The following is a 14,947-nucleotide window of genomic DNA, read 5'->3' on the forward strand; positions in this document are numbered from 1 at the left end:
TTTACGGCGCATGACAAAAAAATACCCACAACTTTCCTCTTGTTTTAAGCCAGGATTTTTTCTGGTGGTCTTTTTGTTATTTTCATTTGGTTTGTTTGGGCAGAGTATTTCGAATGTTAAGATAGAAAAATCTGAATATTGTTCAAATGAACAAATTGAATTTAGTTTCACCGTAACCAATGGAAACGGTAATAGAAGATTCGATGAAGATTCAGAATTTACGGTAAAATTGTTTACTCCCAACGATGATATTGCTACCTTAACTTTTGATTCTAACAAAACCCCAAGTGGTAACTGGAATAGCAACACTATAACTGATACCCCTAGAATCGTTGTAGATGAAAACTGGCCTGAGTCAGATCAATATCGACTAGCTATTTCCTCCAAAGACCCTACTGTGCAGGAAGTTCAATCTCTAGACTTCACAATAAATCGTAGGATTTCGAACCCTAAAATTTCCAATAAACAGTGGAATTGTAAAGGTGGGAATTTAAAGCTGAACATAGAAATGGATTATCCTGTGCAGGGCATAAACTATACTTGGACAGGACCAAACGGATTTTCCAGTAATCTTGCATCTCCCAACATACAGGCAATTGAAAAAAATTCTGGTATTTATACTGTTGAATTGAATTCAAAATGTTCAGCCTTTACTCTTCAACAGGAAATTATTTTCGTTGATAAAGATACCAAAGATGTTTGGAGAGGAGAAATTTTTGATAATTCTGATTTTTCTAGTTCTTTAGGTTTCTATTACGAAAAAGAAGAATTTAATCAAAACTTTGGAATTTTTAATTTTTCCTGGGATGCCTGTACTGCTGGTTCGGTTGCTACAAGTACCTTTTCGGTTAAATATAGCATGGAAACCACAAGAAATGGTATTTATACAGTTGATTTAGGATCGGACAATGGCTCTGAATTATTTTTAAATAATGAAAGTATTCATGTTAACAATAACGTTAGTAACCAATGGTATTCAGGTACAGTCTCTTTTGATAACGTGCTTCTAGGATTGAAAAGTGGCGATGACCTTAAATTTGATTATTACGAATTAAATTGGAGTAATCGCGTTTATTTTCAAAATTTAGAACTGATTTTAAAAAATGAAATTAGTAGTAATACTAATAGTGTTTGTTTAAGCGGACAATCTCCAGAAATTACGGGAGATGCTATTCCATCCAATTTACCAGATGGTATTACGGCTGTAGATAGTGGCTATCAATGGTATTATTCAGAAAATTCTTCCGGAGATAATAAAAGTATTATTAATGGTGCCGTTTCCAAAAACTTTACGCCCAATTTATCTACTGCGCCCTTTGATACGCCGGGAACCTATTATTTATTCAGGGAAGTAAAGTTAAATAGTACCAACAATTTTAGCAAACAGGAATATCAAATTAGTCATTTCTCTAATGGAGTTAAATTTGAAGTTTTGAAAGCTACCAGTTCCTACACCGAAACTGAAGCAGGTGATGATAGTTGGATTGGGCACGTATATGATGGTAATGATTTTGAAACCTATATTGGCGGCTATACCGAAACTGAAGAATTCTCCCAGAATTTTGGGGGTAATGTGGTTGATTTTGAGTTAGGGGAAGGAAATTGCGCTCCTACTGTACGCACTACTACTTTTTCCATTAGGTACAAAAACGCTTCAAGTAGCAGGGGCTTATATGTAGTAGATTTAACCTCAGACGATGGTATCCGATTTAAAATTAATGATGAATTAATTCATGATAATTGGGTAAACCGTGCGCCCGATACAGATGAAAATGTCCTGCTCAATTTTAACCGGGACACCAATAATTTAGATTATGAATATTACGAAAATACCGGACAAAATGAAGTTGCCTTTCAAAACCTAAGGCCGGTTTCATTAAATTCCTTAAGAGGTGCCACCCAGCAAAATTTTTGTGTTAACAGCGATGCAGAAGAAATAATCGCCGACGAAATTCAATTATTTAATGGAATTTCGTTAGTTGGAACAGGTTATCAATGGTTTTACAGTAATGAAGAAAACGGCTCTAAGCAGCCAATTCCAAATGCAACCGGTAAAAACTTTACCCCCGATATTTCGGCCGCACCATTTAATAACCCCGGAACCTATTATATTTTTAGACAGGTTAGCATCGCATCGGTAAATAATAGGTTAAATGGCAACTTCAACAGTAAAGTCTATAAGAATTTTTCCAATCCTGCTAAACTGGTTGTGAATTCAACAATTCAGGATAATGATATTTCTTTCTTCAACGGTAATTCGGGAACAATAAATGCAACTGCCAATGAAGATCAGCAATTAAATATTGATGCTCCTAAAGGAACTGTTTTCACCTATGTTGATTTTGCCAGTTACGGAACACCCACGAATAATAATGGAGATTTTAGCATAAACGAAAATTGCCACGCTACCACCAGCCAATCGGTAACCGAATCTTATTTGTTGGGCGAAAATTCGGCTAGTATTTCTGCTACCAATGCTGTGTTTACTGATCCCTGTGCAGGTACTTTTAAGAGACTTTATGTAAAGGCTACCTATTCTGAAACATTTTGTAAAGGTAACGACCCGGGCACTATTAACGGAACAGCATTAAGTGGACCAAATGTTTCCTTTGCCTGGCTACTAAGTAAGGAAGGACCTTCATCTGGCTTCGCTCCCGCGCCGGGAAATAATACCGCCCAAAATTACAATCCGGGTATTTTAAGCGAAAGTATTTGGCTAAAACGTATTGTAAATTCAGGCGGTTGTAGTAGCGAATCGCCAGTTTTATATATTCCGGTAACCGAAGAAAACACCTGGACCGGCGCCGAAAACACCAACTGGAACAATATCAATAACTGGAGTTGCAATAGCCTGCCTACTCTCGAAACTAATGTTTTGATTCCCGAAAATTTAGCTTCAGGAAATTATCCTGAAATCAATATTGGTAATAATGCACTCGCTAAGAATCTCGTTATAGAAAATAATGCATCAGTTCTCGTTGATGATAACTGGCTGCAAATCGCAGGTGATCTTACCAATAACGGAATTCTAAATACCGAAACAGGAAGTATTTCATTTCAGGGTGCTACAACTCAAATAATTCCTGAAGCGGCATTTCAAAATAATCGAATTCGAAATTTAAGTATTGATAATAGTTCGGGAGTAACTTCAGAGGCGATTATTGAAGTTACAGGAACTTTAAAGGTTGAAAATGGAAATTTTGACACCGGTAATGAGCTTACTTTAATTTCTAACGAGATACAAACAGCTCTCATAGATGGCACAGGAAATGGACAAGTGATTGGTTTAGTTAGCATGCAACGCTATCTCGATAAAGCATTTGGTTATAAATATTTTAGTTCTCCCTTTCAAAATTCTATTGTAGGCGATTTTGAACCTTTTATGAATTTTACAGATCCCATTAGTGGTTTCTCACATTTTTATCGCTATAATGAAAACCGTAATGTTGAAATTGATGGTAATATCGAGGATGCAACGGGTTGGGAATCTTATATAAATTCAGGTAATATTTTAAATGTTTCTGAAGGATATGCACTAAATTTCGGTACTTCTTCTGCTCAACAAACCATAGAATTGATTGGAGAGGTTAATAATGGACCAATTTCTTCCCGACAATTAGAAAATAATCATCGTGAATATACTAAAGGCTTCCATTTAGTTGGGAATCCCTACCCTTCACCTATAGATTGGAATGCGGCTCAAGGGTGGACCCGAGATAATATTGATGCCGGAATTTACTTTTTTACTGCAAGTGAAAACAGTCAATACACCGGAACTTATACCGCGTATGTAAATGATGTTTCTACAGAAGATCCAAATATCGATAGCAGCTCAGAGAACATTATTCCTTCTATGCAGGGCTTTTTTATAAAAGTGAGCGATTCTGATACTCAGGATTTAGTAACTGGTAGTTTTGGAATGAATAACCAGGTACGCGTCACAAATTTCAATCAGGAATTCTACAGATCACAAATTTCCGACCAAAAATCATTAATTCGTTTAGAAGCAGGCTTTAATAATGCCGATCAAAAAGACGCTATGGTCGTCTATTTTTCACCTTATGCAACTGCAGATTTTGAAAAAGAAATGGATGCGCATAAATTGATGAATACCGATCCGGCTGTACCCAGCTTTTATAATATAACTGAAGACAAAAAGGAACTGGCTATTAATGCGATTCCTTACCCTGAAAGTGCAAATTATAAAAAGATTTCATTAGGGATAAAAGCAGAAAAAAGTGGAGAAATGAAAATCGAGCTTGCTGCTATTGAAAATTTAAGTCCGAATTTCAATATCTATTTAATAGATCACGTAAAAAGCATTGGTCAAAACCTAAGCAGAAAACCTGAATACTCTTTTAATATCGAAAAAGGGACAAATAACTCGAGGTTCGAATTAATGTTTTCTGAAGAAGAAGTTCCAAGTCCGGCAATTGCATTTAACGAACCTTTTGATGTTAAGCTTGAAGATGGAAATGTAGTAATAGATCTGAATTTAGAGGAATACCAACAAGGAGTTTTAAGAGCGAGTACTATTACCGGGCAAATTCTCCAGATAAAAGAAGGTTCAGGAACCGATAAGGTAATTTTTGAGGGCATTACCAGTAATGGTGTATATATTATTAATCTTCAGGTTGGTAAAGCCACTTACGCGAAAAAAATAGTAATAAAAAAATAGAGAAAACGATATGTATAACTTCAGTTTAGATAAAGCATCTCTATGGATATTGCTATTTATGTTTTCAGTATTAGAGATTAGTGCCCAGGAGAATCCGCCAATTCCGATAGAAGTGGAAGTAAGAACCTCCCGGAATCTTAATTTTGGCTCTTTTACTGCCGGAAACAGTGGTGGAAATGTAACCGTAAGCTATGACGATCAACGTACAGTAGATGGCGATATTTTTGAACTTAATGTTGGCGAACCCGTTTCTGCCGCTTTATTTGATGTTTATGCGAATCCTGGAACAATTATTCAGATTGAAGATATGGGTCCTTTTACATTAACAAATAACAATACCAGCTTTCCGATAAAACTTTATATAAATAGTTTTAGTACAGGGCAACGAACATTTGTGACCTGGGAACCAAGTGCGCAAACCCCCAACGAAGTTTTTGTTGGTGGAACCCTTAGCATCCCTGCAGATAACTCCGGAAACCTGCCCGGCATGTATAATGGCACATTCACGCTTAATTTTATTCATCAATAGCTAGAACGCGACGCTTAATGCAAACACTATTCTGCGCTTTTCCTGTTGAGTTTTATAGAAAAGTTTTTCCGTTATTTTTCTTTATCCTTATTTCCTTTTCCGGCATAGCCCAGGAAGATTTTCCTGAATATGATGAGTTAAGCGTAGAAATGAATGTACCCGATCTTGGTGTGATAGAAATCCCAATCGCTATTAAAGGTCAGGATGCCTACATTCCTGTTAAAGAACTTTTTGATTATTTAAAGATCAAGAATGAAGAAACCAAAAATGGTATAAAAGGATTTATTATTCATCCCGATTCTTCTTATGTTATAAATCCATCGGAGAATAGAATTCTTTATAAAGACCGGGAATTTGTGCTTAGTGATGAGCAATACATAAAAACACCGCTAAACCTGTATTTAAAATCGAATCTTTTTGGGGAAATCTTCGGCTTAAATACCAATTTTTCTTTCCGAAGTCTATCTGTCACTTTGAACACTGAAAAAGATCTACCGGTAATAAAAGAAATGCGGCTTAAGAAAGTAAGGAAAAATCTTAATCGAGTAAAAGGTATTATAGAGCCAGATACTACCATGGCCAGGCGTTATCCATTTTTTAAAGGTGGAAATCTGGATTGGGGTGTAGTTGCCACCCAGCAAAGTGAATTTGAAAATGACAACCGCTTAACACTTGGTTTAGGAACTATGTTCTTAGGTGGGGAAACTAATCTCATGCTCAACTACTCTACCCGGGTTCCATTTGATTCACGAAATCAATTCTATCAATGGCGTTTTGTAAATAATGAGAGCAAATTTTTTAAACAGGTTACTGCAGGTAGGATATTTACCAGAGCTACCTCTTCCCTATTTGCCCCCGTTAGTGGAGTACAAATAAGCAATAGCCCCTTTCAAAACCGAAGGTCTTTTGGCACTTATACCCTTAACGATTATACCAATCCCAGATGGACGGTGGAGCTTTATGTAAACAATATTCTGGTAGAATTTACCGAAGCCGATGCTTCAGGTTTTTACACTTTTGATGTTCCACTAATGTATGGTAATACAGCAGTGCGTTTAAAATTTTATGGCCCCTATGGCCAGGAACGTGTTGAAGAACGAATTATCAATATACCTTATAATTTTGTTCCTAAAAATGAATTAGAATATACGCTTAGCGCCGGGATTGTTGAAAATGATGACCTGGATCGCTTTTCCCGGGTTAATTTTAATTACGGACTAAGTAATACTATTACTATAGGTGGTGGAGCAGAATATTTAAGCGGTGTTACAACTGGAGAGGTAATGCCTTTTATAAATTCTTCCATTCGTTTTGCTTCAAATTTTCTCTTTTCAGGGGAATATATGCATGGCGTTAAGGGCGAAGGAATTTTAAGTTATAGAACTCCGGGAAATCTCCAGGTAGATCTTAATTATATAAAATACGATGAAGATCAAACCGCAATTAATTTTAATTATCTGGAAGAACGAAAAATAAGTTTCTCTGCACCTATTAGATCTAAAAACTTCTCTATGTTTAGCAGGTTCAGTGTGAACCAGATCATTATGCCGACTACCGAGTTTACCACGGCTCAATTATTACTTTCTGGTGCAATAATGGGTATTAGCACCAACCTTACTACCTACGGGATTTATAACGATCGTGTAAAAGAGCCTACAATTTACACCTCGCTTTCTCAGAATTACAGGCTTCCGAATAAATTCCTGTTCTCTCCACAGGTACAATATGATTTTAGCCGAAACCAGTTCAATAATATTATTCTGGAAATAGAACGCCCGGTTTTTCAACAAGGTTTTATCAATATTGCTTATGAAAATAACTTATTACGGGATGCCCATATTTTTGAAGTCGGTTTAAGGTATGCTTTTAATTTCGCACAAACCTCGGTAACTTCAAGGCTTGGCAATAGAAACAATTCATTTGTACAATCTGCCCGCGGTAGTTTAATGTTAGACGATAATACGGGCTACGTAATGGCTAATAACCGTACGGCAATGTCTAAAGCTGCATTAAGTATTATTCCGTTCTTAGATTATAATACCAACGGCAAGAGAGATCCAATGGAACCTGCGGTAAGTGGGATGGAAATTAAAAATACTTCCGGCAGGCTGGCCTACAACGAAGATAAAACTGTATTAAGAATTACCGAACTCCAGCCTTATATAGATTTAATTCTGGAAGTTAATCCAAACAGCCTTGACAATATTGCCTGGAAGGTGAAAAATGAAAAAATAGCGGTACATACTATCCCTAACCAGTTTCAGGAAATTGAAGTACCGGTAGAAGTTTTAGGTGAGGTTGCCGGGATGGTTTATTTTAAAGAAGAAAACAGCCTTCGTGGCCAGGGCAGGATTACCGTAAACATTTTAGATGAAAGCGGAAACCTCGTTAAGAAGATCTTAAGTGAAGGTGACGGTTATTTTACATACCTGGGGTTAAAACCGGGAAATTACACCGCTGAAATTGATCCTGTACAAATGCAAAAACTTGGTTATACCGCCAGCGCATCAATAGAATTTGAAATTCAAGTAGATAAATATGGTGATATTGCAGATACACTGGAATTTACCATTAAAGCTGACTAATAAGTTATTTTAAGAATTTCGAGCTTTCGAGTTTCATTACCCAATATAAACTCTACTTTATCTCCCACTTTCTTACCGGTAATGGCCCTGGCAATAGGTGCAACAAATGCGATTTTCTGTTTTTTTACATCAGCTTCGTCTACACCTACAATTTGAAACTGCTGTTTGTTTCCATTCTGCTTCAATTCTACTAATGCTCCAAAACGAACCTCGTCTGCAGGTTGGTCTTCTGGTTTTAATAATCTTGCTGTACTAATTCTCTCACGTAAGAGTTTTAATTTCCCGTCTAAAACCGCCTGTGCCCTTCTTCTTTCAGTATCATTTTCTTTATCAAGACTGGCTCGTTCCTCTATAAGTGCCTCTTCTTCATTTTTTAATTTCTTTAAACCGTTTGAAGTAACATAATTTGTTTCTCTTGCTGGTAATGCGGCTCTTGGCGGAATTATTGGAGCTTCTTCCTGATCGTCTTCTTTAACAAATCCTCTACTCATAATCTTTATTTAATTTTTAAAGTAGTAATTATAAAGACTAGATAAAAATTATCTGTCTTTATAAAATCATAAATATTTCAGAAGAAGCTTTTAAACATTACCTATTCGCTTATTTTTATTTCATAAATTTAAGTAATGAGCCTGGAGATAGCCATATTGTTTTTTATTATAGTTGTGGTAATAATTTTGTTTGCCCTGGAAGTGTTTCCGGTAGATAAAATTGCTTTTTTTATTCTAGCGGCACTTTTAGTCACAAACTTGGTTAGTCCGGAAGAAGCCATATCGGGTTTTTCAAGTCCTGCAACCATAACCGTTCTAGCTTTAATGATTATAGCAATAGGGCTGGAAGCAAATGGTGTTATAGACTGGTTGGCTAGCGGCCTTAAGAATTTACGCATGCTGCCGGTTTTTATTATGGTTCCGGCTTTTATGTTTATTGCAGGTAGTATTTCGGCTTTTATTAATACTACGGCCGTAGTAATAGTATTTATTAAGATAATCACAGAGTTATCTGCCAGGTACGATATCCCCAGCTCAAAATTACTTTTACCAATTTCTTTTGCCGGAATTATAGGGGGGAGTTGTACACTTATGGGAACTTCTACCAACCTTATTGTTAACGCTGTTGCTGTAGAACGAGGTGTAGAAAGATTTAGCTTTTTTGAATTTACCTGGTATGGTATAATCTTTATGATAATTACCATAATTATAGTAAGTGCCATGGTTAAATTTCTTCCAAGGGGTAAGAAAAACAAAATAAGTGAAGACTATAACCTGGATGAGTACATCACTAAAGTCATTATTCAAAAAAACTCCAGTTCCATAGGGAAAAGTATTAGTGAAAGCTTTTTGTATGATAAAGAAGATATAGAGATTTTAAGACTTAAACGTAATGGAATTATTAACGACTGGCCTGGAAAATTTACCACGTTAAAAGAAGGCGATCAGCTTTTATTACGCTGTAACCTTAAGAGTTTATTAAAATTAAAAGACGCTGAAGGTTTTACCGTTATTAAGGAAGAAGACAGTAAGAAACTGGCAGATCCTATAATTGATTCTGAAGAATTGGAAGAAAATGTACAGGTAGTAGAAATTCTAATGCTACCAAACTCTCCTCTTATTGGAAAAAATATTAAAACGGTGGGATGGTATGATCTTCACGGGGCGGTTCCCCTGGCCATTAGAAAACGTAGGAATTTTAGAAATCCAGGAAGAAGAATTTTTAATCGTGGTAAAGATGAAATTGAATTAAGGGTTGGAGATCGTTTGCTGGTAGAAGTTACCGAAAGTGCGTTGGGTGAATTGCGAAAAATCGAGAATGTCACCATACTTGAACAGTATAAAAATATTGAGGTTAGCACAGTAAGAAAAAGATATCTTTCTTTAGTCATTTTATTAGTGGTAATTGGGCTCTCGGCATTTTCTATTTTCCCTATTTTAAAAAGTGCGATCATAGGTTGTTTTCTAATGATTTTCACTAAATGTATAGACCTGGGAAAAATCTACGCCCAGGTAAACTGGCAAATTATTTTCTTGCTGGCAGGAATGATTCCTTTAGGCGTAGCAATGAATAATACTGGAGCTGACCAATGGATTTCAGATCAATTACTTTTGGTTTTTCAAAATCAAACCAATACTGTAATTATTGGGATCTTATTTCTAGTAACCATGATCTTAAGCGGGTTTATCTCAAACAACGCTACGGCAATTATTATAACTCCCATTGCAATAAGTATTGCAGCCAGTCTGCAAATGGATCCTAAACCCTTTATTCTCTCGGTGCTATTTGCCTCTAATTTTAGTTTTTTTACACCGGTTGGCTACCAAACCAATACTATAATTTACGGGATGGGAATTTATCGTTTCAGGCATTTTTTTATTATTGGTGGCCTGGTATCTTTAGTACTTTGGGTAACGGCTTCTCTCCTACTTTCTGCCAGTTTTTAATTAGGAAACCGGTCTAATTTCAGGTATTTTTGAAAAATTTTATGCCGCGTTTACTCGATAATCGAGATTTAAATGTTCGCAGTTCTGAATCCAAATTAGAATATTAATTTTTCTGTGAATTTCTCATGAGCTTATCCAAAAGTCGTCTACTTGTAATTGGTTGTGTTTGGCCCGAACCTAATTCCTCTGCCGCAGGCAGCCGAATGTTGCAATTACTCCAATTTTTTCTTGCTGAAAAATATAAAATCACCTTTGTAACTACCGCTGCTCGTAGCGAATTTGCTATAGACCTGGAAAAAATGAATATCGCTTCTGAAGTGATTAAAATGAACCATCCTTCTTTTGACGAATTACTAAAAGAGATTCAACCTAATTTGGTGCTTTTTGATAGGTTTATGACCGAAGAACAATTTGGATGGAGAGTAGATGAAACCTGCCCCCAAGCCTTGAAAATTCTGGATACAGAAGACCTTCATTTTTTAAGAAAAACAAGGATTGAAGCCTTTAAAAAAAATATTCCTGCCGAAGATCTTTATTTTGATGCTGAAATCACCAAAAGAGAAATTGCCAGTATCTACAGGTGTGATCTTAGCCTCATTATTTCTGAAGTTGAAATGAAATTATTGCAGAATGAATTCAATATAAATCCTCAACTTCTGCATTATCTTCCTTTTATGCTGGATGCCATTACAGATTCAGAAAAATCAGGAATGCCTGAATTTCAACAACGTAAAGATTTTATAAGTATTGGTAATTTTCTACACGAACCAAATTGGAACGCCGTACTATACTTAAAAGAGGAAATATGGCCATTGATAAGGCAAGAATTACCAAAAGCAAAAATAGATATCTACGGTGCTTATCCTTCGCAAAAGGTATGGAATCTTCATAATGAGAAAGAAGGATTTATTGTAAAAGGCCGGGCTGAAAATGCAGAAACTGTAATGCGTAATGCAAAAGTTTGCCTGGCACCTATCAGATTTGGTGCCGGATTAAAAGGAAAATTGGTTAAAGCAATGCAATGTGGCACACCTACGATAACCACGGCAATAGGAGCCGAAGGTATTAATGGAAATTTAAACTGGAATGGTTTTATAACCAACAACCCAAAGCAATTTGCTGAAAAAGCGGTGCGTTTATACACCGAAGAAAAACTTTGGCTAAATGCGGTAAATCAAGGGTTTACTATAGTTAATTCTAGATTTAATAAGGAAAAACATCAGCAAGAATTTTCTAAAATTCTACGAGAGCTTATCCAGAATATCAGTTTATATAGAAGAGAGAATTTTGTGGGTAAAATGTTGCAACATCATAAGCATAGAAGTACTTACTTTATGGCTAAATTCATTGAGGAAAAGGAGAATAATAAGAAAAACCGCCGGCTATAATTTGCCTCCCGGCGGTTTTTACTACACAAAAGGAACAGTTACCTGTTCACAAACAGAAATCAAACAAATTGAGGCGTTTTTTGATGCTCAAATAACTTTTGGTTTAAACCCTGCAGGGTTTGTATTTTATTTTTAGAAGCTACCAATAAAGAAATATTATTATTGCTCCCGCCATAAGAAATCATTCTTACAGGGATATCATTTAATAATTCAAATAAGCGACTGGTGCTTTTATCTTCTATAAGACCTTCACCAACAATACAAATAATACTGTGTTCGTTCTCTACGGTAATCTCACCGTAATCATTTAACTCTTCCAGAATTTGCGGTAAATTCCTATCGGAATCTATAGTTAATGAAATTGCAATTTCTGAAGTGGTAATCATATCTATGGCAGTTTCATAAGTATCAAAGACTTCAAAAATCTTTTTCAGAAAACCATGAGCCATCAACATTCTATTAGATTTAATTTTAATGGCGGTTATCCCATCTTTAGCTGAAATCGCTTTCAGTCCGCGAGAATGTATTTCGTCTGAAATTCTTGTACCCGGAAGATCTGGGGTAAAAGTATTCTTTAAAAATAACGGAATTTGCCTTTTTATTACCGGAGAAATAGTTTGGGGATGCAGAATCTTAGCTCCAAAATAAGCCAGCTCTGAAGCCTCTTCAAAACTTAACTCGGCTATAGCGTGCGTATTTTCAACATATCTTGGATCGTTATTATGAAAACCGTCAATATCTGTCCAAATTTGAACTTCTTCAGCCTGCACAGCTGCGGCTAAAATGGTTGCGCTATAATCACTCCCTCCTCTTTTTAGCGTATTAACTTGATTTTTTGAATCTATCCTTACAAAACCCTGTGTAATATAAAGTTCTGTTGCTTCAAGGTTTTTTATAGTTTGTTGAAAAAGCTCACCTACATAATTAGTATCGGGATTTTCCAGGTTTGAGACATGCATAAATTCTTTAGCATTCAAAAAGCTATTTTGCATTCCTGAATGGGTAAGAAAAGTAGAAAAAATGTACGTAAGCATGGTTTCACCAGTCGTGACTACCTCTGCGTAAATAGTTTCTGAATATTCACTTTGGGTAAGCTCTTGTAAAGTATTAAGAACATTGGCTACAAAACTTTTAGCCTTTGAATTTAAAGAAGCATCAGTTATAAGTGCATCAATCGTTTCTTCATGCTTAGTTTTTAATTCTTCAATAATAACTGCTATAGCTGAATGATCTTCAGTTTTAATAAGCTCGGTGATCTCTACCAATTTATTGGTTACACCGGCCATTGCAGAAAGAACAAGCACCTTTTTACCTTCTCCGGCTGCTAAAATATTTTTTACATTTCTAATGCTCTCAACAGAGCCTACAGACGTTCCCCCAAATTTTAATACCTTCATCGCTAAGTGTTTTTCAATCTTTTTAGTCCTTACTAAAAATAACTTCGTGCATAATTAGAATTTAAGCTTACTCCGACAAAAAATATCTCACAATTTATATACATTTGCACAAAATGTACAATAATTAACAATGAAGACGATAACTACCTGTGTCCACGATATTATTAGACATCAGCCATTTCTTGATGATGCTATTGCACGAGACATTATAAATTTTAGCGGATTGGCGGAAGATATTCAGCCTCAGGTAGAAAAAGAAATGCGGAAACCTGTAAAACAGGGGTCTATTATTATGGCTTTAAGGCGTTATGCTCCACACCGTACTAAAATAAATATGCAGCATTTAAGAGAGTTGGGCGATATTGTGGTTAGATCTGGAATTACAGAATATACCTTTTTAAACTCGAACACAATTATTGCGAATAAAGCAAAACTGCTGGATGCTGTAAAAGATCAAAACGGAGTTTACCTTAATTACTCCAGTAACTACCAGGAGAGTAATATTTTAGTGTCTTCCAGCCTAACCAATCTGGTTGAAGACTGCTTTAGAAATGAAAGGCGAGTTTCTATAAAAGAGGAACTATCTTCTATAACTATTGCTCTACCTAAAAACAGCTCACAGTTTGTAGGTCTTTATTTTTATCTTTTCAAACTATTAGCCTATGAAGGAATTCCAATTTTTGAAATGATTTCAACCTCGAATTATTTTGCGCTATTTCTTGAAAAAGACTACGTAAATCAGGCTTTTTTGTTGATTAACGAGATAAAAAAGTAGTTAGAAACCACCCTGCTTTCAATAAAAGAAGTAAACTATCTCGGGGCAAGCCCACGAGACATTCGTTGGAAACAAATTTTTAATTTCGAGGCAAGCCCCGGGGTATTATACCCTTTGGCGGTGCCAATAAATTGAATTTTGTTGAAGAAAATATAGCTTAAAATCTAATACTTAGCAATTTTAGGAGGAAAAAGCATTCTTAGATTAATTCAACTGATACCACCAAACAGCATTTTGATGATTCATAGGTAAAACCAATTGATTTTTTTCAGCATCAAAAAAGATGTCTCCCGCGCTTTTTTCTGAAGTTAAAACTTCCTTTAGATCACCATTTTTTCCTGCCAGATAAATTTTACCAGATGCCCAATCTGACAAGTAAAACGCTTCTTCTCCAACCGGTTGTATTCCGTCTAAATTACCAATTCCTTCTTTAGAGATTTTAGTAATCTCGCGGGTATCCATATCAATTTTAAGAAAATTACCGTTGTTGTTTTCTCCCCAGGCGGCAGCATAAAGATGATCGTTTTGAGCATAGAGCCCATTCACATATTCTAATCTCGTGCTGTCTAAATATTCAATTATTTTACCTTTTTTATCTTCAGGAATCATCATATTTACTGAATCGCCAGGCATCAAGTAAATAGCACTTTTCCCTGAATCTGAAATAAAAATATTTCCAACCGCATCAACTGTGATATCGTTTAATGATTTTGAGCCTTCTACCTGGATTCTTCTAAGTATTTTTGAATTAGCAATACTAATTTCAACGAGTTCAGTATTATTGGTAACGTAGACTTTATCGTCCTTTATCAGTAAACCTTTTGGATCCTTTAAGCCGTCTATCCATTTTAGCTCTAAAATTTCCCCTTCTGAAGAAACTCTGGAAATAAAGCCGTCACCATCTTCCCTATCGGCCATATTCGAAATATAATATTCGTTCTTGTCTTCATTAAAAACAACAGACTCCGGGTGACTAAAACCTTCAACTTTCTTAATAAGTGTAGCCGAAGTGCTTTGCGCATAAACTCCGCTACATATCATTAGGTTTAATAAAAGCAATTTAATTGTAAGTCCTTTCATCGTATTAATTTTTTGGTCTTCCTAAAGATACTAAATTAGATGTTTGGAATAAATATGCTGCCTAATTTGGGGCTTTT

General features: G+C 35.7%; 9 protein-coding genes. 6 read left to right on the forward strand and 3 right to left on the reverse strand.

From position 1 onward, the window contains the following. The first annotated feature begins 10 nt into the window (after positions 1–10). Genes B5X51_RS01510 through B5X51_RS01520 form a run of 3 tightly spaced genes read left to right on the forward strand, consistent with a single transcriptional unit; the run spans position 11 to position 7,792 of the window. Positions 11–4,678, forward strand: coding sequence for an SUEL-type lectin domain-containing protein (locus B5X51_RS01510; RefSeq protein WP_079719097.1), 4,668 nt, complete (start codon positions 11–13; stop codon positions 4,676–4,678). Between the two features lie 10 nt (positions 4,679–4,688). Further along, the gene (locus B5X51_RS01515) at positions 4,689–5,207 is read left to right on the forward strand and encodes a DUF4402 domain-containing protein (protein ID WP_079719098.1); all 519 of its coding nucleotides are present in this window, start codon (positions 4,689–4,691) and stop codon (positions 5,205–5,207) included. Between the two features lie 17 nt (positions 5,208–5,224). Further along, positions 5,225–7,792, forward strand: coding sequence for a carboxypeptidase-like regulatory domain-containing protein (locus B5X51_RS01520; protein WP_079719099.1), 2,568 nt, complete (start codon positions 5,225–5,227; stop codon positions 7,790–7,792). Here the strand turns inward: B5X51_RS01520 and B5X51_RS01525 are convergent. Continuing rightward, a complete protein-coding gene (locus B5X51_RS01525; protein WP_079719100.1) occupies positions 7,789–8,283 on the reverse strand; it encodes a GreA/GreB family elongation factor in 495 nt (164 codons plus the stop codon). The two genes, B5X51_RS01520 and B5X51_RS01525, sit on opposite strands and share 4 nt — an antisense overlap. A 135-nt stretch (positions 8,284–8,418) precedes the next feature. Here B5X51_RS01525 and B5X51_RS01530 point away from each other — a divergent pair, with 135 nt between their 5' ends. Together B5X51_RS01530 and B5X51_RS01535 are read left to right on the forward strand one after the other, a co-directional pair. After that, positions 8,419–10,230, forward strand: a complete 1,812-nt coding sequence (locus tag B5X51_RS01530; protein WP_079719101.1) for an SLC13 family permease — start codon at positions 8,419–8,421, stop codon at positions 10,228–10,230. Between the two features lie 125 nt (positions 10,231–10,355). Beyond that, a complete protein-coding gene (locus B5X51_RS01535; protein WP_079719102.1) occupies positions 10,356–11,618 on the forward strand; it encodes a glycosyltransferase in 1,263 nt (420 codons plus the stop codon). 59 nt (positions 11,619–11,677) lie between these two features. Here B5X51_RS01535 and B5X51_RS01540 read toward each other — a convergent pair whose 3' ends face one another. After that, a complete protein-coding gene (locus B5X51_RS01540) occupies positions 11,678–13,015 on the reverse strand; it encodes an aspartate kinase (protein ID WP_079719103.1) in 1,338 nt (445 codons plus the stop codon). Between the two features lie 130 nt (positions 13,016–13,145). Between B5X51_RS01540 and B5X51_RS01545 the strand changes: the two genes are divergently transcribed. Further along, positions 13,146–13,790 (forward strand): hypothetical protein, encoded by a 645-nt coding sequence (locus B5X51_RS01545; protein WP_079719104.1) that lies wholly within the window; start codon positions 13,146–13,148, stop codon positions 13,788–13,790. Positions 13,791–13,994: 204 nt separating this feature from the next. Here the strand turns inward: B5X51_RS01545 and B5X51_RS01550 are convergent, their stop codons facing one another. Next, on the reverse strand, positions 13,995–14,870 hold the full coding sequence (locus B5X51_RS01550) for an NHL repeat-containing protein (RefSeq protein ID WP_079719105.1): 876 nt from the start codon (positions 14,868–14,870) through the stop codon (positions 13,995–13,997). Positions 14,871–14,947: the final 77 nt, after the last annotated feature.

Source organism: Salegentibacter holothuriorum, assembly GCF_900168045.1.
Taxonomy (GTDB): domain Bacteria; phylum Bacteroidota; class Bacteroidia; order Flavobacteriales; family Flavobacteriaceae; genus Salegentibacter; species Salegentibacter holothuriorum.

What these genes read in the sequence shown, in the direction of transcription:
- B5X51_RS01510 (WP_079719097.1), top strand. Translation starts at nt 11, where the DNA reads ATGACAAAAAAATACCCACAACTTTCCTCTTGTTTTAAGCCAGGATTT.
- B5X51_RS01515 (WP_079719098.1), top strand. Translation starts at nt 4,689, where the DNA reads ATGTATAACTTCAGTTTAGATAAAGCATCTCTATGGATATTGCTATTT.
- B5X51_RS01520 (WP_079719099.1), top strand. Translation starts at nt 5,225, where the DNA reads ATGCAAACACTATTCTGCGCTTTTCCTGTTGAGTTTTATAGAAAAGTT.
- B5X51_RS01525 (WP_079719100.1), bottom strand. Translation starts at nt 8,283, where the DNA reads ATGAGTAGAGGATTTGTTAAAGAAGACGATCAGGAAGAAGCTCCAATA.
- B5X51_RS01530 (WP_079719101.1), top strand. Translation starts at nt 8,419, where the DNA reads ATGAGCCTGGAGATAGCCATATTGTTTTTTATTATAGTTGTGGTAATA.
- B5X51_RS01535 (WP_079719102.1), top strand. Translation starts at nt 10,356, where the DNA reads ATGAGCTTATCCAAAAGTCGTCTACTTGTAATTGGTTGTGTTTGGCCC.
- B5X51_RS01540 (WP_079719103.1), bottom strand. Translation starts at nt 13,015, where the DNA reads ATGAAGGTATTAAAATTTGGGGGAACGTCTGTAGGCTCTGTTGAGAGC.
- B5X51_RS01545 (WP_079719104.1), top strand. Translation starts at nt 13,146, where the DNA reads ATGAAGACGATAACTACCTGTGTCCACGATATTATTAGACATCAGCCA.
- B5X51_RS01550 (WP_079719105.1), bottom strand. Translation starts at nt 14,870, where the DNA reads ATGAAAGGACTTACAATTAAATTGCTTTTATTAAACCTAATGATATGT.